This window comes from Halobacillus sp. B29, from assembly GCF_052246755.1.
In the GTDB taxonomy this organism is placed as follows: domain Bacteria; phylum Bacillota; class Bacilli; order Bacillales; family Halobacillaceae; genus Halobacillus; species Halobacillus halophilus.
Genome location: NZ_JBQQCM010000015.1, coordinates 78,040 through 103,808 on the forward strand (window position 1 = coordinate 78,040; position 25,769 = coordinate 103,808).

Annotated in this window: 17 protein-coding genes; 9 read left to right on the top strand and 8 right to left on the bottom strand. The window is 45.5% G+C overall.

Annotated elements, in window-relative coordinates:
- Positions 1 to 134 precede the first annotated feature (134 nt).
- On the bottom strand, positions 135 to 2,753 hold the full coding sequence (locus ACTWP7_RS17545) for a S8 family serine peptidase (RefSeq protein ID WP_443124323.1): 2,619 nt from the start codon (positions 2,751 to 2,753) through the stop codon (positions 135 to 137).
- 248 nt (positions 2,754 to 3,001) lie between these two features.
- Here ACTWP7_RS17545 and ACTWP7_RS17550 point away from each other — a divergent pair, with 248 nt between their 5' ends.
- Both ACTWP7_RS17550 and ACTWP7_RS17555 read left to right on the top strand, forming a co-directional pair.
- A complete protein-coding gene (locus tag ACTWP7_RS17550) occupies positions 3,002 to 4,618 on the top strand; it encodes an S-layer homology domain-containing protein (RefSeq protein WP_443124324.1) in 1,617 nt (538 codons plus the stop codon).
- 12 nt (positions 4,619 to 4,630) lie between these two features.
- On the top strand, positions 4,631 to 4,876 hold the full coding sequence (locus ACTWP7_RS17555; RefSeq protein WP_443124325.1) for a DUF3006 domain-containing protein: 246 nt from the start codon (positions 4,631 to 4,633) through the stop codon (positions 4,874 to 4,876).
- A 155-nt stretch (positions 4,877 to 5,031) separates the two neighbouring features.
- On the opposite strand, the gene ACTWP7_RS17560 is transcribed toward ACTWP7_RS17555, so the two are convergent.
- The 3 genes from ACTWP7_RS17560 to ACTWP7_RS17570 form a co-directional block, all read right to left on the bottom strand.
- Positions 5,032 to 7,242 (bottom strand): 5'-nucleotidase C-terminal domain-containing protein, encoded by a 2,211-nt coding sequence (locus ACTWP7_RS17560; RefSeq protein WP_443124326.1) that lies wholly within the window; start codon positions 7,240 to 7,242, stop codon positions 5,032 to 5,034.
- A gap of 901 nt (positions 7,243 to 8,143) precedes the next feature.
- Positions 8,144 to 9,802, bottom strand: coding sequence for a S8 family peptidase (locus tag ACTWP7_RS17565; protein ID WP_443124327.1), 1,659 nt, complete (start codon positions 9,800 to 9,802; stop codon positions 8,144 to 8,146).
- A 78-nt stretch (positions 9,803 to 9,880) separates the two neighbouring features.
- Positions 9,881 to 11,680, bottom strand: coding sequence for an N-acetylmuramoyl-L-alanine amidase (locus ACTWP7_RS17570; protein ID WP_443124328.1), 1,800 nt, complete (start codon positions 11,678 to 11,680; stop codon positions 9,881 to 9,883).
- 384 nt (positions 11,681 to 12,064) lie between these two features.
- On the opposite strand from ACTWP7_RS17570, the gene ACTWP7_RS17575 reads away from it, so the two are divergent.
- From ACTWP7_RS17575 to ACTWP7_RS17600, 6 genes are all read left to right on the top strand, one after another.
- Entirely contained in the window at positions 12,065 to 13,978 is a 1,914-nt protein-coding gene (locus tag ACTWP7_RS17575; protein WP_443124329.1) for an S-layer homology domain-containing protein, read from the top strand.
- A 70-nt stretch (positions 13,979 to 14,048) separates the two neighbouring features.
- Positions 14,049 to 14,810 carry a WecB/TagA/CpsF family glycosyltransferase gene (locus tag ACTWP7_RS17580; protein ID WP_443124330.1) on the top strand — a complete coding sequence of 254 codons (762 nt, stop codon included), beginning with the start codon at positions 14,049 to 14,051 and terminating at the stop codon, positions 14,808 to 14,810.
- Positions 14,807 to 16,366 carry a putative polysaccharide biosynthesis protein gene (locus ACTWP7_RS17585; protein WP_443124331.1) on the top strand — a complete coding sequence of 520 codons (1,560 nt, stop codon included), beginning with the start codon at positions 14,807 to 14,809 and terminating at the stop codon, positions 16,364 to 16,366. Before ACTWP7_RS17580 ends, ACTWP7_RS17585 begins: the two co-directional genes overlap by 4 nt.
- A gap of 16 nt (positions 16,367 to 16,382) precedes the next feature.
- Positions 16,383 to 17,963 (top strand): DUF5693 family protein, encoded by a 1,581-nt coding sequence (locus ACTWP7_RS17590; protein WP_443124332.1) that lies wholly within the window; start codon positions 16,383 to 16,385, stop codon positions 17,961 to 17,963.
- A gap of 633 nt (positions 17,964 to 18,596) precedes the next feature.
- Complete coding sequence (gene csaB, locus ACTWP7_RS17595) at positions 18,597 to 19,652, top strand: polysaccharide pyruvyl transferase CsaB (RefSeq protein WP_443124333.1); 1,056 nt, start codon at positions 18,597 to 18,599, stop codon at positions 19,650 to 19,652.
- Between the two features lie 320 nt (positions 19,653 to 19,972).
- Entirely contained in the window at positions 19,973 to 20,116 is a 144-nt protein-coding gene (locus tag ACTWP7_RS17600; protein ID WP_443124334.1) for a hypothetical protein, read from the top strand.
- Between the two features lie 172 nt (positions 20,117 to 20,288).
- Here ACTWP7_RS17600 and ACTWP7_RS17605 read toward each other — a convergent pair whose 3' ends face one another.
- Positions 20,289 to 22,130, bottom strand: coding sequence for a methyl-accepting chemotaxis protein (locus tag ACTWP7_RS17605; RefSeq protein WP_443124335.1), 1,842 nt, complete (start codon positions 22,128 to 22,130; stop codon positions 20,289 to 20,291).
- 192 nt (positions 22,131 to 22,322) lie between these two features.
- On the opposite strand from ACTWP7_RS17605, the gene ACTWP7_RS17610 reads away from it, so the two are divergent.
- Positions 22,323 to 22,562, top strand: coding sequence for a hypothetical protein (locus tag ACTWP7_RS17610; protein WP_443124336.1), 240 nt, complete (start codon positions 22,323 to 22,325; stop codon positions 22,560 to 22,562).
- A 282-nt stretch (positions 22,563 to 22,844) separates the two neighbouring features.
- On the opposite strand, the gene ACTWP7_RS17615 is transcribed toward ACTWP7_RS17610, so the two are convergent.
- From ACTWP7_RS17615 to ACTWP7_RS17625, 3 genes are all read right to left on the bottom strand, one after another.
- Positions 22,845 to 23,456, bottom strand: a complete 612-nt coding sequence (locus ACTWP7_RS17615; RefSeq protein ID WP_443124337.1) for a YdhK family protein — start codon at positions 23,454 to 23,456, stop codon at positions 22,845 to 22,847.
- A gap of 351 nt (positions 23,457 to 23,807) precedes the next feature.
- Positions 23,808 to 25,106, bottom strand: coding sequence for an APC family permease (locus tag ACTWP7_RS17620; protein ID WP_443124338.1), 1,299 nt, complete (start codon positions 25,104 to 25,106; stop codon positions 23,808 to 23,810).
- Positions 25,107 to 25,471: 365 nt separating this feature from the next.
- Complete coding sequence (locus ACTWP7_RS17625) at positions 25,472 to 25,687, bottom strand: hypothetical protein (RefSeq protein WP_443124339.1); 216 nt, start codon at positions 25,685 to 25,687, stop codon at positions 25,472 to 25,474.
- Positions 25,688 to 25,769 lie beyond the last annotated feature (82 nt).

Sequence of the window (25,769 nt, forward strand, 5' to 3'; positions counted from 1 at the left end):
TGGGATGACAGGGCTTCTGCTATGTATGATGACTAACAGCACTGGCCGAGGGATGATAATGACGGAGGATTTTCTGGAATAGAAAGCATAAGAAAGACCCGGTCTATGGCGGACCGGGTCTTTTGGCTATGGTTTTATAATTCATCACTCAGGAGTTTTGCCATGATGACGGCAAACTCGGAACGCTTAATCGCTTGATTAGGACGATAGGTACCGTCCGGAAAGCCTGTGATCACGTCATTTGCTGTGAGTGTATCAATATAAGAGGCGGCCCAGGAACCCGCTTTTACATCCGGGAAGCTGCTGGTACTCTCCCCGGTTAATTCGTAGGCGCGCACAACAAGTGTTGCCATCTCCGCTCGCGTCAATGTGCCGTTCGGGTGGAACGTGCCGTCTTCATAACCCGACAGTATTCCAGCCTCGGCAAGCGCTCCGATGTATTCCGAGCCCCAGTGACGGCTGGGCACATCAGGAAAGTCCGCTTCCTTGAGAGGAAGGTCCAGTTCGCGGGCAATCATCGTAGCCGCTCCCGCACGGGTAATCGCATCGTGGAAACCAAACGTGCCGTCCGGATACCCCGTCATCAGGTTTTCCTTGGACAGATAGCTGACATAAGGTTCGGCCCACGTACCGGTGACATCCGGGAACGTTTTTTCGTTATATTCCATACTTAAAACATAGTTTTCGTTGCGGTCGGCTTCGCCTGTTCCGTTCTCAACCATCAGATAATGAGGGCCGCGCGTGATCCCTTCGATGGTGGCGGTATGATAGGTTACGCCGTCCTGCTCGAATTGCTGAATCGCCGCCGCTTCTAACGTCTGTCTATTTCCTGCTTGATCATAAGCTGTGACTGTCAACTCCGGATCGATGTGAGAGGCGTCCGCGCCAGAAGCAAGGGTCACATCGACGCTCCCTGAATAAGGGAAATCCACTTGATAGTAATCCAGATCGTTCAGGTCAAAGGTGCCGACCGCTGCCTGATCATAGGAGAGTTGGGTGGCGGACGAGGCCTTCTCATTCGGCTCCTGTTCATAAACGATTTCGTCTTTGGACGGATGCTCCGGCCAATTGACTTCCACTTCGTACGATTGATCGGACCAGTGATTGTAGTACTCATAAATCTCCATGGTGTACTTGCCGGGACTTGCTTCAAACGTGAAGGATTCGCCGTTTCCTTTCCATCCACTGTCAAACACCTGACGTTCGCCGTAGCGGTTATAGATGACGACCACGAGGTCTTCATTATCCGATCGGCTGTCTATATCGACGCTGACCGTGGTGGGGTGATCCACGCGGAAATCATACCAGTCAGAGTCGTTCGGCGTGTCGAGATTTTCCTGCTTCGGCTGGCCTTTTTCCAAGTGAAAGGAGCTTTCTTGTTTATTACTGACATCGTTCGTTAGATTAACAGGGGCTGAGGTGATCGCTTCATAGGCATCGGGAATGCCGTACCCATACGACTCGTCCCACCGGCTTCCATCAGGGATTTGTCCATGCTTTTCCATGGCCCACTGGATTTCATCCGGATTCCAGTCAGGGTTCTCCCCTTTCATCATAGCGGCAAGCCCGGAGATAAGCGGAGCTGAAAAGGACGTCCCGCTCATACTGGTGTAGCCGCCCAGATAAGACGTGCTGGTCATAAAGACGCCGGGAGCTGCTAAATCAATCCAGGTCCCGTAGTTGGAGAAAACAGCCGGCTCATTAGCTCGGTCTGTGGCTGCCACACTAATGACGGGATAATAGGAAGCCGGATAGGAGGCACCGCTAATCCCTTCATTGGATGCCGCGCCAACGAGAACGATTCCTTCGTTATAAGCTTTCCAGAGGGCCCGTTCTTCAGCAGCTGACTGATGATAAGCTCCAAAGCTCATGTTAATCACATCGGCGCCTTTGTTTATGGCGTAGTAGATACCGGATAATACGTCGGAATCGCTGAATTCACCTTCATCGTCCCCTACTTTAACCGGCAGGATTTTGGTATCTGGGGCTATACCCGCAATCCCGAGGTCATTAAAACCGGCCGCGATTAACCCGGCAATGTGCGTGCCGTGGCCATGATTGTCATCCGGGTTCGCGTCATTATTCACAAAGTCATAACCCGGCAGGACGACTCCTTGCAGGTCTTCATGATATTTGTAAACACCCGTGTCCAGTACCGCAACCGTCGTATCGGAAGACCCACGCGTGACGTTCCAGGCCTTTTCCATATTCATGCTGTCGTACTGGTACTGCCCGGGATATCTGGGGTCGGAAGGAACGTAGGATGATTCACTGATGTAGTCCGGGTCAGCCGTAAGTACCGCCGGGTCTTCCTTTACTTGCTGCAGCACGTGATGATAATCCTGATTTTCCTTTACTTCCAGCAGGTGAAAATTATTCTGCGAGAGTACTTCAGACAAAGGACGTTCATTTACTTCAAACGCGTCCGCTGAAAAAGATGAAGATTCTTTCACTTCGATTAGAATACCGCGGTTATGTACATCTTTCAGATCAACCTCTTCGACTTGCTTGGATCTTTTGGAGCTCTCTTTCTTATGGACTTGTTTGATGGGTCTGTCGTCCTTTATGAAAGCAGCTTTCTCTTCCGGTTTGGAAGTCTGTGTTTCTTTTTTCGTGATCTCCTCTAAAGGAATCTCTTTCATTCTTTCTTCTGCCTGTACCGACGATGATGGAGCAATACCTGTGAGCGCCGGGGCCAAAAGGGTCAAGCTGATTATCACCGATGTAATCGAATACCTGGTGCGTTTCTTCATATAATTCCCCCTACTAATCTATCAATATTCGTAATCTGATTGTAACATTAAATGGATAATAAAGAATATAGTCCCAGGGGAAACCACAACGAAATACCCCGACCCTGTCAATTTCCACCTCCTTCCACCTCAGGTCTCCCAGTTACTGGGAGACCTGAGGTGGGTATATTTGGCAGTTTTGTTACGAACCCTTTTCAATAGACTAGATTCCTAGTATGGTAAGACTAAACAACTAGGAGGTACGCATAATGAGAAGTTGGATGACGTTTTTAGCTGCTTTCCTTTTGGTTACAGCTTTAACGACGCAGCCCGCACAGGCGGAAGATGCTTTCCGCGACCTGGATCAAACGCCGTGGGCGAAAGAAGAAATTACGTATTTAAGTAATGAAGGGATTATTAATGGGTATGGGAACGGATACTTCGGTCCCCGGGATCCAATCACTCGTGCACAGGCCGCGATGATGCTCGTCAACGATTTGTACCCGAATGCCGAAGCTCAGGAAGATCCTGGCTTTCATGACTTAAGCAGCGACAGTATTTACTATAATGCGATCGCCGTAGCTGCCCAAAAAGGTTTAGTGTCCGGCTACCCGGATGGAACGTACAAACCAGACGCTTATATTAAGCGGAATGAAGCTGCCTTTTTAATAGATCGTGCTTATAATGTAAAACGGAATTACGGGGAAAATGTCTTTTTCTCAGATCTTGGTGATAACTGGTCGACCGGTGCTATTAAAGACCTGGCGTCTCAGGGCATCATTAATGGTTATACAGACGGCACGTTCCGCCCTGATCAATCCATAAACCGTGCTGAATTTTCGGTGGTTCTATCCTATACCGTGAACAAAAACCTTCGTCCTCTCGATGATATGACCGCTCACTTCATCGATGTCGGCCAGGGGGACAGCACCCTTCTTGAAACGCCTTCCGGCCAAACGATTCTGATCGATGGCGGACGTAAATCAGCGGGAGAAGAAGTGGTGGATTACTTAGCATCTGCCGGAATCGACACGATTGATTTAATGGTTGCGACTCACCCGGATGCCGATCACATCGGCGGTTTAATCGATGTGCTGGAAACCGTGAACGTGAAGCAGGTGCTCGACAGCGGCAAGGAGCATACAACGGATACCTACATGGACTACCTGGAGTTGATCGACGAGAAAGATATTCCATTTGATACAGCTTACGAAGGCGAAGTCCTATCTTATGAAGACATGAGTATGAAAGTGATGAACAGCAAAGAGTCTTCCAGTGATAACAACGAATCCTCGATTGTGTTAAAGGTCACTCACGGAGAAGTGGACTTCTTATTAACCGGCGACGCTACCGTTGAGAATGAGGAAGAAATGCTCCCGGCTTACAATGTAGAAGCTGAAATATTAAAAGTGGGTCACCATGGTGCTTCAACGTCCACTTCGGATGAATTTGTGGATGAAGTACAGCCTGAAGTGGGGATCTTATCTTATGGAGAGAACTCTTACGGACACCCGGACTCTGAAGTGGTGGATCGCTTGTGGCAGGCTGACGTTGAACTTTACTCCACGTGTGACGAAGGGGACATTACGATCACCTCCACTGGTAACAGCTATGACGTAAGTGCTTCGATCTTCGATGGCAGCGATCCTTGTATAGCCGAACAGGATAATGGCGATAATGGTGGGGAAAGTCCTGAATTAATTATCGTGAATACAGCAAGCTATGAGGAGCTTCAGGAGGTTAGCGGCATCGGTACGACCATTGCCGGGAATATCATCGAGTATCGTGAAACGTACGGTGCTTTCCAAACCTACGAAGAGCTGCTCAATGTGAGTTATATCGGAGAAGCCACGCTTGAAGAAATCAAGCCGCAAATTACACTTTGAGGTGAATGATCCTTGCGTTATACCATCGATCGTTTTGAAAACGGGAAAGCCGTTCTCTTAGAAAAAGGAAACGAATTTAACGAGAAACTGATTCCTATCGAACGAATGCCTTCCCACGCCAAAGAAGGAGATCTGGTAGAACCCGCCGATCTCGGGCATGGCAAGGACTATCAAGTGCTTGAACAGGAAACAGCCGAACGCCGAAAACAAGCCAAAGAAAAACTAGAAAAACTAAAGAAAAAACCCAAAAAGAAATAAAAGCGACCACTGAATACAAATCCTTCCACCTCAGGTCATCCAGATTCTGGATGACCTGAGGTGGAAGATTATAACAACAATCCCCAACAAGAAAAACCCGTAACGATCGATTATGTGATCGTTACGGGTTTTTGGTTTATTCTAATTCCTTATGATCAGTCACTGTCGTTATCGTCGTTGTTCTCATCTACGATACGATTTTCAGTAGTAGGTGTGACCGTACCTTGTTCAGCTACGTAGTCTCTGAATACTTCCCAATCAGAAAGACCGAGATCGGTTACGTCGCCATCATCGTACGCTTGAGCAAATACGTCGTAGCCATCGCCGCCTTTAGCTGTGAAGGCGTTGGTTGCGATCGTGTACATATCACCGTCGTTCAATGTCTCCCATGAACCGTCCTGATTTACGTTCACTTCCTGTACGCGATTGCCAGCATCTTTGGAGCTGTCGTACGTGAAGTTCAATCCGGATACTTGCAGGAATCCACCGTTTTCTTCTGGTACCTGGCCTACACTGCGCTCAAGAGCGGTCTTAATTTCTGCTCCTGTTAATTCCATCGTCGCAAGCGTATTACCAAATGGCATAACCGTTAGAATTTCACCCAGCGTAATGGTTCCTTCGTCAATCGACGTACGGATTCCGCCGCTGTTTTGGAAGGCCGCTACAACATCTTCGTTGTATTCCTTCGCTTTATCAAGCATCCCATCAGCAATCAGGTTGCCAAGCGCTGTCTCGCTGTTACGGACACTTACCGTGCCTCCATCACCCAGGCGCGGATTCGGGAATGCTTCCGCTGCTACTCCGCCGCTTGGTTCGTTCTTAAGGGCTTCTATGTCATCCGAGTATTTTTTCAGTTCTTTAGCCGCTTCTGGATCTGCTTCTTTCTCAGAAACATCAATCAGCTCGCTAGAGTAATCCGTTACCACACCGTCTTCATCAAATTCAACATCCAGCGTCCCCAGGTTTCCTCCGTACTGACCAGCTTGTACGATAATCGTCGGATCTTTCGGATCGCCGTTTTCATCCGTCGTTACTTCTACGGCTTCATCTAAGCTGGTGTGGCTGTGTCCGCCGACAATAATATCGATGCCTTCCACTTCAGCCAGCAGCTGATCATTATCATAAGCAGGATTGTCATTGAAACCAAGGTGCGTAAGCGCAATTACTTTGTCTACACCTAAAGCTTCCAGAGCTCTTACACGCTCTTCCGCCGTTTGAATGTAGTTATCAAATGTAATATCTTCAGGGCTTGAAATGTCCGCTGTTTCCGCAGTGGTTAAACCGAAGATCCCGACCTCTTCCCCGTCAATTTCCTTCACAAGGCTGTTGTAGATCTCACCATTTCGTGGATACTTACTGATGTAGCTGTTATACAGCCCTTTCATATTCTCATCTTGAGAAAAATTAACATTCGAGCTGACAAACGGGAATTCAGCTCCTTCTACAAACTCAGCAAGGGCCTGGTGGCCTTCCGCGGAGGAACCAAGATCGAACTCGTGGTTGCCGAATGTCATCGCATCATAGTCCATCATGTTCATAAATTCCAGATCCGCCTGGCCTTTAAATTCATTAAAATACAGCGTACCAGAGAACACGTCTCCTGCATCCAGCAGCAGTGCATCCGGATTTTCAGCGCGTACTTCTTCAACAGCAGTAACGCGTTTCGCTACATTATCTAAATGACCATGCGTGTCGTTGGTGTGCATAAGCGAAAGGTCGAAATCCGATGGCTTCGGCAGTTTAGAACCGAATTCATAGTCTGTATTCGCTAGAAGCCAGGCAAAATCTCCGCGCTTCACATCAGCATCGGGACCGAAATGATTTTCATCCTGTCCTACGATTAAACCATTGGCATAAAGCGTTTCAATCGCTGTTTCGTACCAATCGCCTTCCTCCACATCCTCAAATGGATGGCCGGCGTCTACAGGGTCGATTTCATAGGCTTCCATAATAATTTGAGCGAATTCAGCACGGGACATTTTTGCTTGCGGAGCAAAGGTACCATCGTCCATGCCGTGAATAATACCAGATTCGTGAAGGGCATTGACGGCGTCTGCATACCAGTGGTCCTGATCTACGTCTGGATAAGGAGCAGGATCGGCATCCAGATTCAGATCAAGAATTTTGGCCAGCATAAGAGAAGCTTCTGCACGTGTAACGGAGTTGCCTAAACGGAATGTTCCATCTTCATATCCCTTTACAACACCGGCCTCTGCCAGCTGGTGAATGACTTCGTAATAAGGGTGGTCTTCCTGAACATCCGGGAATGTTTCTTCTGCGGATATGCTGACAGCTGGAGTTAGAGCGGACGCCACGAGAGCGGCTCCCATGGAAGATACAACAAACTTGCTATGTAGCTTTTTCATTTTTATAAAATTCCTCCTTCAATTTATGAATCTGGCTTTCTATTTTACGACCGTGGCAAATAGGATGTATGTACTCTACTTTCCTCCTCCATCTTATAAAAAGCCTACACTATAAATCTTACACGATTGTCCATAAAATTCCTCTAAAATCTTAAAATTTTACAATTTTTTTACCGGAACTCAAGAAAGATTGTTATTTTTTAAGATTATAAATATTATCTCTCCAAGATTATTAGGGAAGTGGAGCTGCGAATTTTTCATAATAGGCTTATTACGCAATAGGGCCAGATTGTTGAAGACTCAGTTTCGAGATATTGGATTAGTTTAAAGGTCCTGCGGGGGATGATTCGCTTTCCGCGGGCATGTGCTGAGCCTCCTCGAGCTAAAGCTCTCCGGGGTCTCACCGATCATGTTCATCCCGCAGGAGTCTTCATCATCCCCCTCCGGACCTGGCCAAATCAGATGCTCGAAATCACATCAAACATACCTGCTTGATGTGGAATTAAGACGTATGGTTTTACACCTGTTTTCAGGATGTAACGATGCACGATAGCCTGTTATAAAAGCATTTAATGCAGATTAAGGAGAAGAACTTTCCTCTTCTGGAAGGATCCGTTCACTAGATATCGTTGGGATGGCGGAGGAAACGACGAGACTCCCACGGGAGAAGGAGCTAGGCGAGACCCCACAAGGAGTGAAAACGACTGAGGAGGCTTGCCAGTTCCCCCGTAGGAAAGCGAGTTGTTTCCGTAGCCGCCCTCACCGTTTTTTGGCAAGGGGCCAGAGTTACCTCGAAACTGAGTTTTACAGAAAAGGGAGCTTATCTTTAACACAGCAAAAAACCCTGAAACCTATAGGAAGGTTTCAGGGTTTTTAACTTTATTACTATTAATCTAGCAAACTATTGATTCAATACATTCGAAAGAATCAGAGAAAACTCAGCTCGTGTAATCTCATTTGAAGGAAGGAATGTTCCATCTGGATATCCTGAAATGAATCCAGCAGCCTTCAAATCATGAACACTTTCATAATAGTAAGCATCTTCATTCACATCACTGAATCTTTCAGAAGAAGATCCTTCAATCTTAAACGCACGATCAATAATCATCGCTACATCCGCACGGTTGATCGCCTGATTCGGACGGAAGGTTCCATCTGTATAACCAGAAATGAAACCAGAAGAAGTTCCTGCCGAAATGTAACCGGAACCAAATGAACTCGGACTTACATCAGAGAAATCCGTTGCTCTTTCTTCTCCGTTCAGTTGCAAAGCACGACCTACCATGGCGGCCGCTTCTTCTCGCGTAATGGATCGTTTCGCTTTAAACATACCATCGTCATAACCACTGATTAAGTTTCCTTGGGAAAGATTTTCAACGGCACTGCTGTACCAGTAGCTTCTGTTAAAATCTTTAAAAGGTGTGGTTGGCGCTTGCGCAACCCCGTATCCGTAAGTATTATCTTTGCCTCCGTCACCTTTATCCAGTGAGTTGGAGATCAGCAGCTCTTTTCGTTCAGAGTCTGACATTTCAGGAAACAGCTGCTCATATAAAGCAAGGATTCCTGTTACATGCGGCGCAGCCATTGAAGATCCACTCATGGTTGCATAGCCGGTTGGGAAATCATCGTTTGTAATATAAGTGCTTTCAATTCTTGCGCCAGGTGCTGTGAAGTCGAGGGATGGTCCACTATACGTGTAATCTGAACCATTCAGCTTCTGCGTAACAGCGCCTACACTAACTACTTCTGGAAAGCGGGCTGGATAAAGAATGTCATCGATATTTTCAGATACACATACATCTTTATTGCCTGCGGCGGCTACCACTTGGACTCCAGCATTTCTAGCTTTTTTGATTGCATTTTTTGTGAGATCAGAAGGTTTACAGGATGTGAGACTTAGATTAATAATGTCTACATCTTGCTCAATGGCCCAATCAATACCGGCCACCACTTCTGAATTCAATCCGTTTCCTTTTTCGTCGAGCACTTTCACCGCATAAATCTGGGCATCTGGAGCAATGCCTATGGTGCCAATTTCGTTATCCTGGGCGGCTATGATTCCTGCAACGTGTGTTCCGTGACCATTATCATCTTCATAACCATCGGTACCTTGCACAAAGCTGATCCCTTTAGTTACATTCAAATCGGGGTGTTCGCTTGCAATCCCGGTATCCAGGATAGCAATTTTAACTCCCTCGCCCGACAGCCCCATGGATCTTGATTTGTTCATTTCTACTGAATCGGTGCCCCAGGAAGATTCCTGGACACTTACTTGAACTTGGCCATCTTCTTCAATTGATTTGACTGCAGTTTCACCCTTCAACTCAGAAATCTTATTGCCTGGTATCGTTACCGCTACAGAATCAAGAGATTCATAGCGATAATGAATGGTGTGCGGGATATCCTTCAGTATATTTAAATTAATTTCTTCCTTATACTGAATCACCACACGCTCCGTTTTCTCCCCTTCTGAACCTTGATCAGAAGCTGCCAGAGAAGCAGAAGGCGTACCCAAAGCCCCTGAAACCAGTAACACCATGACAACCATTAACTTTTTCAATAGATCTTCCTCCTCCAAAGTGCTCACTGCTGACAAATAATTGAAAGAGCGAACCAAAAAATGGTCGCTCTTACATTATTATTCTCTCCAATTGTAATAGTCTATGATCCCCATTGCAATAGCTTTAGCTGCCTCATCACGATATTTTTGCGTTTTTAATTTAGCAGCATCCTCATCATTTGTTAAAAAGCCAATTTCTGTGAGCACAGCTGGAAGATTAGTAGCTTTGATGACTCGATACCCGGCATTTTTAACTCCGCGGTCGGTCATGTCCATGGATTTGTGGAGACGCTCATTAATATAACCGGCAAGTTTATAGCTTTTATACTCGCGGTCGGTCATTCCCTTAGCATAATAGAACGTTTCTACTCCATTTGCACTACTTAAGAAGGCATTCGCGTGAACACTGACGAAAGAATCCGCATTGTTTTGATTCGCGATGTTTACTCGGCCATCCAGTGTTGGATACCAGTCGCTTGAGCGGGTCATGACTACGTTGATTCCTGAGTCTCTTAAATACTCACGAACTTTAAGAGAAACATCTAAAACGACTTCTTTCTCTACCAATCCGTTAGCTACAGCACCTGGATCTTTTCCGCCGTGCCCCGGATCAATTGCCACGGTACGATTCACATTTGGTTTGTCCGTTAAATAAGCTTCGTGCACGTAACCTTCCACACTGCCTGAGGAAACCAGTCTCCAGCTTCCTTCTTCTTTATGAACATCAACCGCTTCTCCGGTAGTAAACTGACCAACCACGTCGTAGCTGGTTCCTGGCCCTTTACGTACATTTAAGGTATCGGTCGTTACAATTTTTTCAGCAATTACAGGCTTTGGAATGTCGGCTAAGTAAGCACTGTGTACATATCCTTCTACGCCATTTCCTGAAACCAGTCTCCAGTCTCCATCCACTTCATGAACGTCAACTTCCTGATTATCGGAGTACTTTCCGACGACATCGTAGCTGATTCCTGGTCCTTTTCTTACATTTAAGTTATCCGTCGTAACAATTTTTTCAGCAATAACTGGTTTCGGAATATCGGCTAAGTAAGCACTGTGTACATACCCTTCGACGCCATTGCCGGAAACGTATCTCCAGCTTCCATCTTCTTCATGTACTTTTACTTCCTGACCATCTGAGAAGTTTCCAACTACATCATAGCTGGTCCCCGGTCCTTTACGTACATTTAAGCCATCCGTCGTTACCATTTGCTCTCCGATAACTGTTTCCGTAAGGTCCGGCTCTGGCTCTGGCTTTGGATCCTGGCTTACCGAGTCAACATTACCGTCCATGGCACGCGCCATTAAGACAGAAAATTCTTCTCTTGTAATATCCTTACTTGGCTTGAACGTACCATCTGGATAACCAACGGTAATCTCTGCTGTGGCTACTTTATTAATCGGTGTGTAATACCAGGCGCTCTTTGCTACGTCTGTGAACGAGTGGCTGCTTGTTTCGTTTAAATCAAATGCACGGGCAAGCAACGTGGCCATTTGAGCGCGTGTTACTTTTTCATTGGGATGAAATGTTCCGTCAGCATATCCGCTGATAATCCCTTTCTCAGCAGCTGACGCTATGTATCCGGAAGCATAATGTTCCTCTGTCACATCTGGAAATTTAGTGTTTTGGCGATTGTTCTCTAAATCCAGAGATCTTCCAATCATCGTAGCGGCTTCCTGACGGGTAACCGCATTTTTCGGTTTAAATGTATCATCGGGGTAACCAAAAATAATTTCCTGCTCGATTAAGTAATTGATCTCACTGGCATATTTGGCCGGGATATCCGTTAAGGCAGCGTACACCTTATCTGTGGATTGAATGGTAGCGAATGTCATCACGATCAGGGCAAACAGCAGACTGCAGACTTTTCTCAACATATTCAACATGCTCCTTCTTAAATAATTTATTAAACCATTGTCAGATAGGGACAGAGAGACGATTGCTAGAATCTATCGGTTATTGCATTTCCTCCTTTTTCGATGTTCGAACTGGTTGAGTGATTGCTATGTCAAAAATTGGATTGATTGTTACTGGCACGTCTTTATTAATATCGAAACCTGTCAGATAATAGTTTATAGTAAATTAGTCTCATTTATCTAAAAAGTATCTTAAAAAAAGTTTAATATAAATTTACATGGGGTAGGAAACCCTGATTCTAAGCCTTTTCAACCTTTCCAAAACTTCTAAAACTTTCTTTTAAACCTATTCATTTCCAATTTATTCTGATAGATTTATAAAGAATGAATTTAGGAGGGTGATCAATGAAGAAGGTAATCATGTCGATTTTTGTCGTATTTTTAACTTTAACCTCAGTAGTCTCGACAGCTTTTGCGGAAGATGATATTACAGGAACACCATTCGAAGATGACCTGCGTGCTCTGATTGACGCCGGGATCATGAGTGGATATGACGACGGTACCTATAGACCTAGTGACTCAGTCACGCGAGCAGAGTTCACGGTGTTCCTTAACGGGGCATTGGACCTACAGATGGGTGATGGAGAATTACCGGAGGAATATTTCACAGATGTGGAACCTGATGACTGGTATTTTGAGTCGATCATGATCGCCTATAATAACGGGCTGGTTAATGGTTATCCGGGTGGAGACTTCCAACCGAACAAGGTCATCACGAGACAGGACATGGCGATGATGATGATTAATGCGGCCAAGGCGAAAAACGTCGTATCAGAACGGAAACCTTTAGCTTTTGCCGATAATGAAGAGATTTCAAATTACGCGGTCGAATCAGTGGAAAGATTAACGTACCTGGAAATTATCAGTGGAAAACAGCATGCAGACGGCTCCCTGTTCTTTGCTCCAAAAGACGAAACGTCACGTGGAGAAACGGCAGCTGTTATTAACCGGTTAATGAACGTATTGGACCCTCCGAAAGAGCTGGATTATAAAGTCGTCAGCTTGTCTCTCAATCAGGATCCGGTCGTTCAGGATGATTATGAAACCTATGAAGAAGCCGTCAGCCAAGCTGATGATGATCAAGTGGTTCTGAAAGGAAATAATATTGTGTGGATGAATGAAGGAAGCGCGGTATCCAATGCGTACACCGTTCTCTATGATTCTAGTGATTTAAGTCGTTCGCTTACATATATGACTTCAGGTGTTGAAGTGGAATTACTGGAGATTAATGAAGATACCTTGAAGATTAAGCTTGCGGATACAACAGCCTATGTGAAGGCCGGTAAGATTAACCTGACGCCGCAGCATATGGTGAAAGACCGTTCCTATTACTACGAGAAAAATGGAGATTTGTATCACCGAATCTATAACTCTCTTACGGAAGGTTCGGCTGCTTACAAATACGGGGCAGCTCCGTCCTTCATGAAGACAGGCGAAAAGTATTACAGCTTTAATGGCAGCACCTTCTATTCTGAAGATGGCAGCCAAGCAGGCGAAGCTCATCAATACTTCAACCGCATGCCTCTCTATACCAACACCTCGTATACAGGAGAGCAGCTCGATGAATTTATCGCTTCTGAAGTGCCGGACAGTCCTCTGATTGGCACAGGAGATGCTTTCAAAAAAGCAGAAGAACTGCATGGAACGAATGCTCTTTACCTGCTGGCCCATGCGATTCACGAAAGTAACTGGGGCAAAAGTAAAATCGCCCGCGATAAGAATAACCTCTTCGGAATTGGAGCCAATGACGGCAACCCTTACCAAGACGCGTGGACGTATGATAGTTATGAAAAAGGAATCCTGGATGCAGCTTCTGAATTCATCGTCCCTGGCTACTTTGACTCCAGTTCGTGGAAAGCAAGAGGCGCTCATCTCGGGAATAAGAGCTCAGGGATGAACGTGTATTATGCTTCGGATGTGTACTGGGGCCAGAAAATTGCCGGCCATATGTACCGTGCAGATACGTATTTAAGCAGTAAGTACGGGACGCCTAAAGAAAACGCAGCTTATGACCTTGCTGAAACCGTCACCACTTACGTGAATGTTCGTGCCGAAGCTGATGCGGGAGCTGAAAAACTTTACACACTTCCAAAAGCAGCCGAGACGGTACAAATTTTAAACGAAACAAATGGTCTGGGTACGTGGTATCAAATTTCGCCGAAACCTATCGAATCCAATACCTATGAGAATGCTTTTGTTTACAGTCACGGCTACTCCGCCTACGGAAATAGTCTCAGAAAATTACCGCTTAGTGAATAATTCATTCCTATTACAAAGGGGCAACCGCTATATGGTTGCTCCTTTTTTATGTTATATTAAGGGGGTAGGAATGTGTAAATTAAAGGAGTCTCATCATACCATGAAGCACGTTAACATTTTGGGTGTTCCATTCTCAATAACGAACCATTCGACACTTGTCGAACAGCTGAATCAGCATATACAAAAACACGAAAAATCTTTCGTCATAACCGCGAATCCCGAAATTGTCATGCGCGCGAACCAAGAAGAAGCTTATATGAACAGTCTTCACCGTGCTACATACATAACCGCAGATGGTATTGGTATTGTGAAAGCCTCCCGTCTATTAGGTCAGACCCTCCCTGAACGAGTGACGGGGTATGATGTGATGATCGAGATGCTCAAGTTAGCCGACTTGAACCATTACCGGATTTATCTGCTGGGAGCCCAAAGGGATACCCTGGAGGAAGTGAAGAAACATATCCAGCAGTTCTATCCTCACATACAAGTCGTAGGCTCTCATGATGGATATTTCGACTGGCAGCATAACACTATTTCCGAGGAAATAATGCAATCTTCACCAGATCTCGTCTTTGTTGCTCTAGGGGCTCCTAAGCAGGAGAACTGGATCGCAGAGCATATTGACCAGTTCAATAAAGGTGTCTTTCTATGTGTTGGCGGCAGCTTTGACGTCATCGCTGGTAAAGTGAAACGAGCACCGCTCAGCTGGCAGAACAAAAACCTCGAATGGTTTTACCGACTTCTGCAGCAGCCGACACGCTGGAAAAGAATGCTTGCTCTTCCCCAGTTTTCATACCACGTCATTCGTCAAAAAGTGAAGCGTTCCTTATGAGTCACTCAACCTTTTTAAAAAGCACCTTCATCTTAACTCTGGCTGCCCTGTTCTCTAAAATACTGGGCAGCTTATTCCGTATTCCACTCCAAAATATTGCCGGGGACGAAGTGCTTGGAATCTTCACCCTGGTCTATCCCGTTTATATGGTCACGCTCATTTTATCCGTCGCCGGGATTCCCCTTGCCATCTCCAAATTGATCGCAGAAGCCCGTACGGAAGAAAACCATTTACATATTCGACGCATTTACGTGACCGCAAGTATTCTCGGTCTTTTATTTGGTTTGGTCAGTTTTACCTTGATCGCTGTATTCTCTTCCCCGATCAGTCAATTACTTGGGGGCCCGGAAACCGAACCAGCCCTGCTGCTTGTAGCGACAGGACTGTTAATCGCTCCGTACATGGCTGTGTACCGCGGCTATTTCCAAGGCTTCGATCATATGAATCCGACCGCTATTTCCCAGGTGCTCGAACAGTTTTTCCGTGCAGCGCTTGTATTGCTTATCGCCTACGTATTGACTCGCCTGTCCTTCTCCAATGAATGGATTGCAGGAGGCATCATGGCGGGCTCCCTGTTCGGGGTGATCGCGTCGTTTATCTACTTACGCTTCACCTATGTCAGATCACCGCAACGGGTTCAAAAAAGCACCTCCTATTCGTTTCGCGATTTTAAAACGTGGAGCCGCACCATTCTCCGGATCTCTATTCCCATCGCCATTGGTACCGTGACGATGGCTTTGCTTAATTTTGTCGATTCGTTTACGATCCCGTTCAGTCTGGACCGTCATCACGGAGAAGCCTCCCCTTCTATTACGTACCTGTACGGAATTTATGGGCGCGGCCTGTCTCTCGTCCAGATTGCCACTGTATTTGCGACATCTATTATCCTTCCGCTCGTACCGTTACTGACGGCGAAGAAAAAGGAAGGCGACCAAACCGATATGCGTTCCACCATTGAAGTGACCCACCGGCTTACGAACTTGATTTCGTGGCCGGCAGCAATAGGACTTGCCGCTCTCGCCATTCCGTTAAACGTCGCCCTGTTCACAAATGCGGAAGGCAGCCTCGTCATCGCGATTCTCGGCGTAAGCTCTGTCTTCACTTCGCTTACGATTGTGGGCACCGGTATTCTGCAGGGTCTTGATTTTGCTCGAAAAGCGGCGATCATTATTATCGCCGGAGTGATCAGTAAAGTCTTTCTCAACCTGTGGCTGGTTGAGTCGCTGGGTCTTGAAGGCGCCGGCCTCTCTACCTTGATTGTCTACGTGCTTCTCGTCATCGTGAACAGCTTTTTCATCGTCCGGTACATTTCCTTTACGATCGTGTCCAAAAGCGACTTGAAAATCATCGGATCGGCGCTTGTGATGGGGATCCTGGTCGGCTTGCCGGCTCTGTATTACTCCATAGCAGACTGGGGAAGATGGGAAGCCTTTACTTACTCCATTCTTGCCATTGTGGGCGGCGGTATCGCGTATATCGGGTGCCTGTATGTTCTGAAAGCCATCGATCGTGAGACCATGAAGCGCATGCCGATGTTCGGAAAATATTTCAGTTAATAAAGGAGGCAGACCCATGAACAAATCGCGTGTCCTTTGGATCATCCTTATTCTTTTACTCACCGCAACGATTCCCAGTTTATATGACCGCTCCTCTATCGAAAGGGCACAGGATGACTACGAGCTCGTCCTTCCTTATAAACATATAAAAGAAATGGCAGAACCGGATGCCTCTCTTCCCTCTGTGCTTCGGCAGCTTCAGGCAGCCGGTCTCACATCGGTTCTCGTAGATATGAAGGAAGCCTCCCTCCCGGAAGAAGCCGTTTCTGAAATTACAGATGCTAATCTGGACGTGATTACTTCTGTGGCAGCTGACAGCCCGGAGGATTGGAAGCGTCAGTTGAAGGCGGCGGTTCACTACTATGAGGATGAATCGGATTATGTACATATCAGCGGGGATAAGGCTCCCGGCTACCCTGATGCAGCCGCTATGGACGAATTAGCCGGCATTCTTTCAGAAGGAGCAGAAGGCGTTTATTTTACAGAGTTTCAACGGCTTGAAGGATTCAAGGAATTTACCGATGATCTGAACTACAACGTGATTCGGATGCATGATCTGGATCTATTGCACGGTCACCAGACCGTAGAAGAAAAAGTGGACCGCACGCTGCGGGCCGTAAAAGAACGCAACCAGCGCTCGATCCTGCTGTCTTCTATGGAAGCCGATCCACTGAATCATACGGTTACCTACTTAGAAGAAATAACAGAGGCCATGCCGTCTGCGTTTGAATTGAAGGAAGCAGACGGGTGGAAAGACTTCTCGCCCCCGCTATGGGCGAAGATCGCAGCGTTTCTAGCCGGGATTCTATTTATCTATCAGGCGCTCGTCTCCATTTTCCAGTACCGCTTATTCGGATGGCTTGCCGCCTTCGCATCAGTTGGGCTTATGATCGCGTACCTGATAACGGATTCTCTTCTATTCCTGCAGGGATTCGCCCTGGGAGTGGGACTGGTCACTCCGATTTATGCGGTCCAAGCAACTTCTCGTGGCAGCACCCGCATTAAGGATATAACCTTTTCCTATATGAAAGCGCTGGGGATCAGCCTGGCCGGAATCGTGATCATTATCGCTTTGCTTAACGGGACGGTGTTCTTAACAGGAATTGCCCTGTTCCGGGGAGTCAAATTGCTTTACGTCGTTCCTCTGCTTTTCTTTGGGGTTTATGCTCTGTGGGGGCTGACTTTTAAAGAAGTGAAGCAGTCTCTGAAGGGCTGGCACGTCATCCTTATTGCACTCGCTGGGGCTGCGGCGGTGTATTATGTGCTGCGAAGTGGGAATAGCCAGGCTGTGAGTGAGGTTGAGTTGTGGTTCCGGACGAAGCTTGAAGAGTGGCTTTACGCGCGACCGCGATCGAAGGAGTTTCTCCTGGGCTTTCCGGCTTACCTGTTAGCTCTGGCCGTTATCCCCCGGTTTAAGCGCATAGGGAAAATAATGCTTGTCCCTGGTGTGATCGGGTTTATGTCAATCGTTAATACGTTCTCCCATCTGCACATCCCGCTTCACATTTCCCTGCTCCGGACAAGCTACAGCATCGTGTTCGGCTATCTGATCGGTCTGCTCGCGATTGGAATTTATAAGCTGATTTTTAAAAAGTAGCTGAAAACAATGCGGGGTATTTTCATTGATAGATTACTAAGCTATAGATCCGGTTACTGTAGGACACGGTTTCGAGATATGGGGCGGAGAAAGGGGCTCCAGGGAACGGCTCGCTTTCCGCGGGCATGTGCTGAGCTTCCTCGGGCTTAACAGCCCTGCGGGATCTCACCGATCATGTTCATCCCGCAGGAGTCTTCGCCGTTCCCTTCCGCCCCTTTGCGATCATGGAGCGATCGAAAATCTCTGAATAAACACTTTACAATGAACAAGGATCATCTATAATCCACCTTGAGTTTTAATGTTTGCTTACATGTAGGAACCCTGTTATTGAAGCATTTGTGGCAGCTTCATCTTGTCTCCTGTCTCCTATAGAAGGGTCCGTTCGAAGTATATCGATGGGGTGGTGGGGAAATGGCGAGACTCCCATGGGAGAAGGGACTAGGTTAGATCCCGCAGGGAGTGAAACGAGCGAGGAAGCTCACCGTTCCCCCATAGGAAAGCGAGTTATTTCCCAACCAGCCCTTCTCCACATATTGTAACGGACCCCAACTATCCCGAAACGGAGTCTTCAACAAACGGGAGCTTATCTTTACTATCAATATAGAAATTTTTCATAAAAAAGAAAAGGAAGTGATGATGATGCACGTCGTGTTATCCGGCTATTACGGCTTTCACAATACAGGAGATGAAGCTATTCTCTCCTCCATGATTAAACAGCTTCGCACCCTCCAACCTGATATTCGCATTACGGTTCTTTCGGATGATCTGATCCATACCACTACCACCTATGGAGTAGAAACCGTCAGCCGCTGGAATTTCCGTGACATTCGTCGCGTACTGCAAGCAAGTGATGGGCTGATATCAGGTGGCGGCAGTCTGCTGCAGGATGCTACCGGCCCGAAGTCGATCGTCTATTATACTACGATTATCAACATGGCAAAATGGCTCGGCAAACCCGTATTCATCTATGCCCAGGGAATGGGGCCGTTTGACCAGCTGGTTGGAAAACAACTAACCAGGTACACCCTGAATCGTGTCGACGGACTTACTGTCCGCGACCAGGACTCTAAACAGCGGCTTGAATCGCTTGGAGTGAAGCAGGAATGCTCCGTCGTACCCGATGCGGTCTTTGGCTATGAAGCCCCGTCTATACAGAAAAAGCATCAGATCGCCGTCAGTGTTCGATCATGGGATGGTTCCGAATCCTATATTCCAAAGCTTGCTTTTGCGTGTGACCAGATGGCCCAGCAAGGTTTCTCCATTCTATTTGTCCCGATGCACGGGCAGGAGGATGAACGCTTCGCAAAACTCGTAGAACTGCAAATGACCGAACCGGCCGTCGTCGCCCCGGGGGATGACTCGATAGAGAACAAGCTCGAGCGGATCGCAGAATCAGAGCTTCTGATCGGAATGCGTCTGCATGCGCTCATATTTGCAGCCGTAAGTCATACGCCGTTCCTCCCGCTCTCGTATGATCCAAAAATTGATTCCTTCTCCGCGATGTATGAGCTGGATAACGGATGGCATGTCGAATCGGAAAATTGGGACGGACATCTTTTGTTTAAGGAAGCGAAGCGATTGCTGGATCAAAGGAGAAGAATTGGAAAGAAGATTGCTGCCACTACAGCAAGATTTCACGAGGAGGCTCTTTCCACGACGAAACAGGCCCTGCAGGTTCTGCAAAAATAATACAAGCGATTCAGGAGAAGCAATCATCTTCTTCTGAACCGCTTTTTTTACGATAAACTTTATTTTATTCACCTGTTCGTTTCATTTTCCTTATCCCGCATTGGCAGTACTTTTAGTAGAAGCTGGATTTCCACAATTGTACTAAACCGGGTGATCTTCCAGTCCAGCTATTAAAAAAAGTCATAATTTGTCACTAAATGGATTGAGCCGGATTGCAGACTATGATATATTCAACGCAAACAGTCGAATTATATTACAAAAATATTAAATTTACTTTCTGCACCAGCCAGATACAACAAGTTCGAGGGGAGTTTTAGCAAATGAGTCAGCATCAACAGATTTACACCCAGCTTCTTCAAGAATTTGAACAAAAACTCAATCGACAGCTAAAGCCTGAGGAACAAGAGCTCCTATACTGGATAGCTGAAAAACAGGCGGAAGAACTTAAGAATCAGGCAGACTAGATATAGTTTTGAACTCCACTCCCTACGTTAGTAGACGGGGTGATTTTTTTGGTTGAGCTTTCGTGATTCAAAAACCGCAGGCAGCTCGAGTCACTTTATCAAAAACTCGAACCTGCCTGCGGTTTCATTTTGTAGTTTTTTAAAGTCTTGCTGATGTTATACCCTTCAATTTTTACCCAGCCTTATCAATCGGAGGATGCTCATCGGTGGTCTCTTCCTCTGGTTCTGGCTCGGCGTCTTCCTTCCATTGGAATTCATTCACCTGACTGTTCAAATCTTCGGAGAGCTGCGAAAGCTTCTTCGTGCTTGACGTTATTTCCTCCATCGCACTGTTGGACTGCTGAGCGGAGGCTGTAACCTGCTGCACCCCGGCAGCTGATTCTTCCGATAAAGCGGCGATGCCGGCGATGGACTGATTCATTTCGCTGCTTTCCTCTGTAATTTCGGTAAGATTGGCAGAGATCTGCTGAATCTGGTCCACCATTCCGGATACCGACGTATGAATACTTTCAAACCTCTCCTCCGTTGCATTAATCTGCTGTGTACCTTTATTCACTTCTTCATAGCCCGTTGTTAAAGAGTCGGATACGTACGTAGATTCTTCTCGAATGTTCGCGACGATCTGGTTAATGTCGACGACTGAATTTGCTACCTGGTCCGCGAGCTTCCTTACTTCTTCGGCCACTACAGCAAATCCTCTTCCGCTTTCTCCTGCTCTTGCTGCTTCAATGGCCGCATTCAAGGACAACAGATTGGTCTGGTCAGCAATATCTTTAATCACGCTGCCTATTTTAGTGATTTCCTTCGTTTGGGCATCCAGTCCTTTTACCTTCGTAACCGAGCTTTTCACAATCTCATCAATCGCGTTCATCTGCTCGACGGATTGCTTCATCATTGTCCGTCCTTCCTGCGACATTTGCATCGCCTGTGTGGAATGAGTATAGACGGAGTCTCCCATTTCCTGGGCCTGCTGAATACGCTGTACTAATTTATCCGTTGATTCAGCCAGACTCGTCGAGTAATCAGCCTGGGACTCCACGCCTGTCGATAATTCCTCCATGGTTTGCACAATCTGGTTGCTGCCCTGCTGTACTTCATCAGTCGAATGCGTAAGCTCTTCGCTCTGCTGGGACAAGTGTTTGGAAGCATCTGAGACATTACCGATCATAAGGCGCAGGTTCATCGTCATTTGATTAATGGCGTGGCTGAGCTCGCCAAATTCATCCCGACTGCGAGTCGATAAATCCTCTACTTCAAGATTTTTATTAGCTACCTGATTCACATGCGCCGTCATTTCCGTTAACTTTCTCGAGATGCGATTGCTGAACAGAAGGGCAAGTATCGCGGAAAGGAGAAGCAGGACAGCCACAATGCCCCCGCCGACCAGCATGTCACGCACCATTTTCTGATTATACTCGTCTGCTTTTTGAGCGGTCAGGGCATCAATCTCATCTGTATAATTGCCGGTACTGACAATATAGTCCCATGGCTCAAATAACTCAGAATAGGCACGCTTAGCCACCAGATCCTCTTCTCCCGGCTTCTCCCACATGTACTCTGAATAGCCGCCACTCTCGCCCTCTGTAGCAGCCGAAACAATATTCTGAACCAAATAGGTGCCTTCCGGATCCTTAATGTCGATACGGTTGCTGCCTTCCTTCTCCGGTAACATCGGGTGCGCGATCAGCTCTCCATCAATACCGTCAATCCAGAAATAGCCATCACTCCCGTAGCGAAGCTCCTTCACGAGCTTCCTGCCTAATTCCTTGGCTTCCGGCTCTGACATTTCTCCCAGTTTATACTGGCTATAGGCGGATTGGAGCAAAGATATAGCCGTATCCACTTCATTTTTAATCCGTAAATCAAAAGCTTCTAATTGATTCGTCCGGTAACTCTCCACCTGTTGCTGATTATGCTGGTAGTTAGTGTACAGATTGTAAGATCCCATCCCTGCAAAAGCCAGGAACAGGACAACTCCAAAGGCCAACAGCATTTTGTACTTAAATTTCTTCATCTCATTTTCCCCCTATGTACGTTTCCTCTTTTCTATATATCGGCTTTTTTGACTAGACCTTTTATCATTCATCAGCAGATTATACCTCTTATGTAATTGAATGAATGGTTTTCTAAAAAAAGGAAAATAGTAGGGTGACGAAGAATTTAATGATAATAAATAATACTTTTCAAAATAAGGGAGAAAAAGAACGTGATCAATCGAATTTACACTGGTATTTCGTTTCTATTTTTAGCGGCCTTCTTATTTGCCACTCTGTTTATTTGCGCAGCGATCGGCGGAATCGGGGCAGATACATGGGGCAGAGAGGAATTTCTCAGGTATATGTTTGTCTATACCCCGAGCGGCCTTCTCATAGGAGGGAGCGCGGCTTTGTTGGCCGGTATCAGTTTATTTGTCTGGGAACTAAGGGTGCACGCGAACAGGAAATAATTCAAAAGGAGAGTCTGAGGACTTTTTTTGAGCACCTATGTTAAAGGTTCATGTTGAATATTGCTCTTATTGAACAATCCCCCATGACGAAAGACTTGAAATGCAAGATAAATTAAGGAATACGTTTGGGCGTTCGTATTTCATATCTCTTACCGGCCCCTCCCATCAGGAAACTAAACAATTAAAAATGCCTTTAAAAAATACCCCCAGAAATACTGGGGGCATTTACTCTTAACCTAACAATGTTTCAGAAGCACTTTTTTGAAAAATCACGTCGTTTCCCTAATCAGCTGTGAGCTCACTCTCTGTGATCCACTTATGATTCGTAACTTCTCCTCCTCCATCTGTTGGAGTGTAGTCAACCATATAAACTGTCGTTTCTTCAGCGGATTCAATAATAGCTGAAGCTCCTTCCATCCCTTTCATGTGGGAAGCAATTAGTGTCACTTCTGCTCTTGGTTTGAAAGGTTCTTCACCAGCTTCTTCAATTTCTTCATGAATCACCCATTTATGATTTTCTACTCTCTCACCGCCATTTGTTGGATCGTAGGAAACGACGTAGGCTACAGTATCATAGGCTCCTACAATGGTAGCTTCAGCCCCTTCCATTCCACTCATATGTTCCGCCTTGATTATGGCTTGGCTGCCTACTTCATAAGTCGGGTTTTCTGCTTCTTTTAAACCTTTCGGAACTTCACTTGAGCCGGAATGATCCATACCCTCATGACTGTCCGATTCCATCCCGTTGTTTTCTTCAGAAGTTGTTTCTTTACTTTGGTTTTCGTTTTGATTAGACTCTCCATTTTCTCCTTCTTCATTACCTCCAGAGCAAGCCGCTAAAGCCAGTAGTAAAATGAAGAACAATGTGCTCAGATAATACTTGGTCTTTTTCATTTTTATTTCCTCCTATTCTAAATTTTACCTTAACTGCGTTCTATTGGATTTTACATATCAATTTTGCATTTTCTTTGCAGAAGGATAGATTTCTGAAGCCTAGGTATCTATTAAAACAAAAGTCGCCTGATTTTCGTGCGATCATTCATGAAAGAGATCTGCGTCATAAGAATACCCTTTATCTTTCATATAACCAATATCCCCATTCACAAGCAATATCTCCTTTACCTTTTATACCTATACCACGAACCCTTTAAAAGATCTATTTTGTGACCTCCATCATTGAGAAACACCATTCTATATTTTAAGAATGGTGTTTCCAGTTGTGCTCTGTTTTATTAATGGATTGACTTACTCCGCTGATCTATTTTTTAAAAACAAATGTTCACTAATAAAGATTGATGCAATAAATATTATAGAGACAGCTACGATCAACCAGTCGGTGTTCAATTTCACCCATGTGAAAGCTAATAATACAATGGCGTCTAAAACTAATGCGGTTAATACAATTCCGGAATTAGCATTAACTTTCTTGCGTAAATGTTTGAAAACACCCCAGTGGACAATCATATCCATTACAAGATACAGGATAGCCCCTACAGATGCAATCCGAGTTAAATCAAAGACAACCGCTAGAAACATCGCCAACACGACTGTGTATACAAGTGTGTGTTTTTGAATTCGTCCGGGCATTCCAAAATGCTTGTGAGGAATTAACTTCATATCCGTAAGCATAGCCAACATACGTGAAACAGCAAATACACTTGCAATAATACCAGAGATTGTTGCTATGATAGCAATAGCAACAGTAAACCAAACCCCGAAGTCCCCAAAGGCAGGTCTAGCTGCTTCAGCAAGTGAATAGTTCTTTGCCTCAATAATCTTGGTAAGTGGTAGATTGCTTGAAACAGCCCATGCTACAAGTAAATAAACAATCAGGCTAATTAAGATGGTTGCTATAATGGCTCTTCCCACATTTTTCTTTGGCTTCACAATCTCTGAGCCACTATTCGTAATTGTTGTGAAGCCTTTAAATGAAAGAATGGTTAAGGCTACAGCAGCAATCATACTAGCCAACGTGGAATCAGGCGGGCCACTTCCTTCCCCAGCAGGAACAACAGAAAAGCCGACCATCCATAATCCTCCCATAGCAAAAACGACTAAACCTATAATTTTCAGGAGGGAAACAATAGACGTAAACGTTTGGATAAAGTTATTGCCCGAAATATTCACTAGAAAGGCGAAAAAAAGCAATCCTACACCAAGAACAGGAACAAGGAAGCTTCCTTCACCAATATTAAATATTTGCAATGTATAAGTACCAAAAGTACGGGCCACTAAACTTTGATTGATGACCATCGAGACGGCCATCAGCATAGCAGCTGATGCAGTCAATGTACCCTTTCCATAAGCTTTTACCAGGAACATTCCTATTCCACCAGCAGAAGGATATTCATTACTCATTTTGACGTAAGAGTAAGCACTAAAGCCTGTTACTATCCCACCTACAATAAACATGAGTGGAAACCATGTGCCTGCTAATTCTGCAATCTGACCGAGCAATGCAAAAATTCCTGCACTTATCATGACGCCTGTTCCAAGACCTATCGCCCCTATGAGCGAAAGACTATTTTTTTTATAACCTCCCATAGATCTCACTCCTTTTACACAGTTTACTTACCGTGTCTACCCATATCATCTGCAGAATCTATGCATTTTCCATTTCTAATATTAATAATTCCAATATTTTTTAAATTTAAGGTTCTGTTAAAGTTTAGTGTTGATATTACAAACAAAAGAGGAACTCCCAAATTTATGGAAGTTCCTCTTTTTTAAATTAAGCTTCTTCAACTAAAGCTCCCGGTAAGTGAAGACTCGAAATCGAGACATTAAGAGCGCCCCCATTATTTAATAAAGGTTTGATTTTCCTTTAAGAATAAGTCAACCACTTCATTAAAACGCTTTGCTTCCTCTAAGAATGGATAATGGTTACTTTTCTCAAAGATGACTAATGACTAATTACGAATACCTTCATTCATTTCAATTGAGTAAGCCAGTGGACACTGGACATCGTGCCTACCACATATGGTTAAAGTAGGGGGTGATATAAACCCTAACTTTCTAGTTACATCATAGACCTGTAATTCACGGCTGAAGAATTTCATTCGAGTATCTGACATTCCTTTATTAATATTTAAAGAAAAGAACTGACCATAATTTTGTCCTTTCAACCTTTAACTCTTTACTTTCTTCTGCTGGTAAATCCGAACGTTTTAGGGGTAGTCAACATTTTACCGTAGAACGTAAACAAGT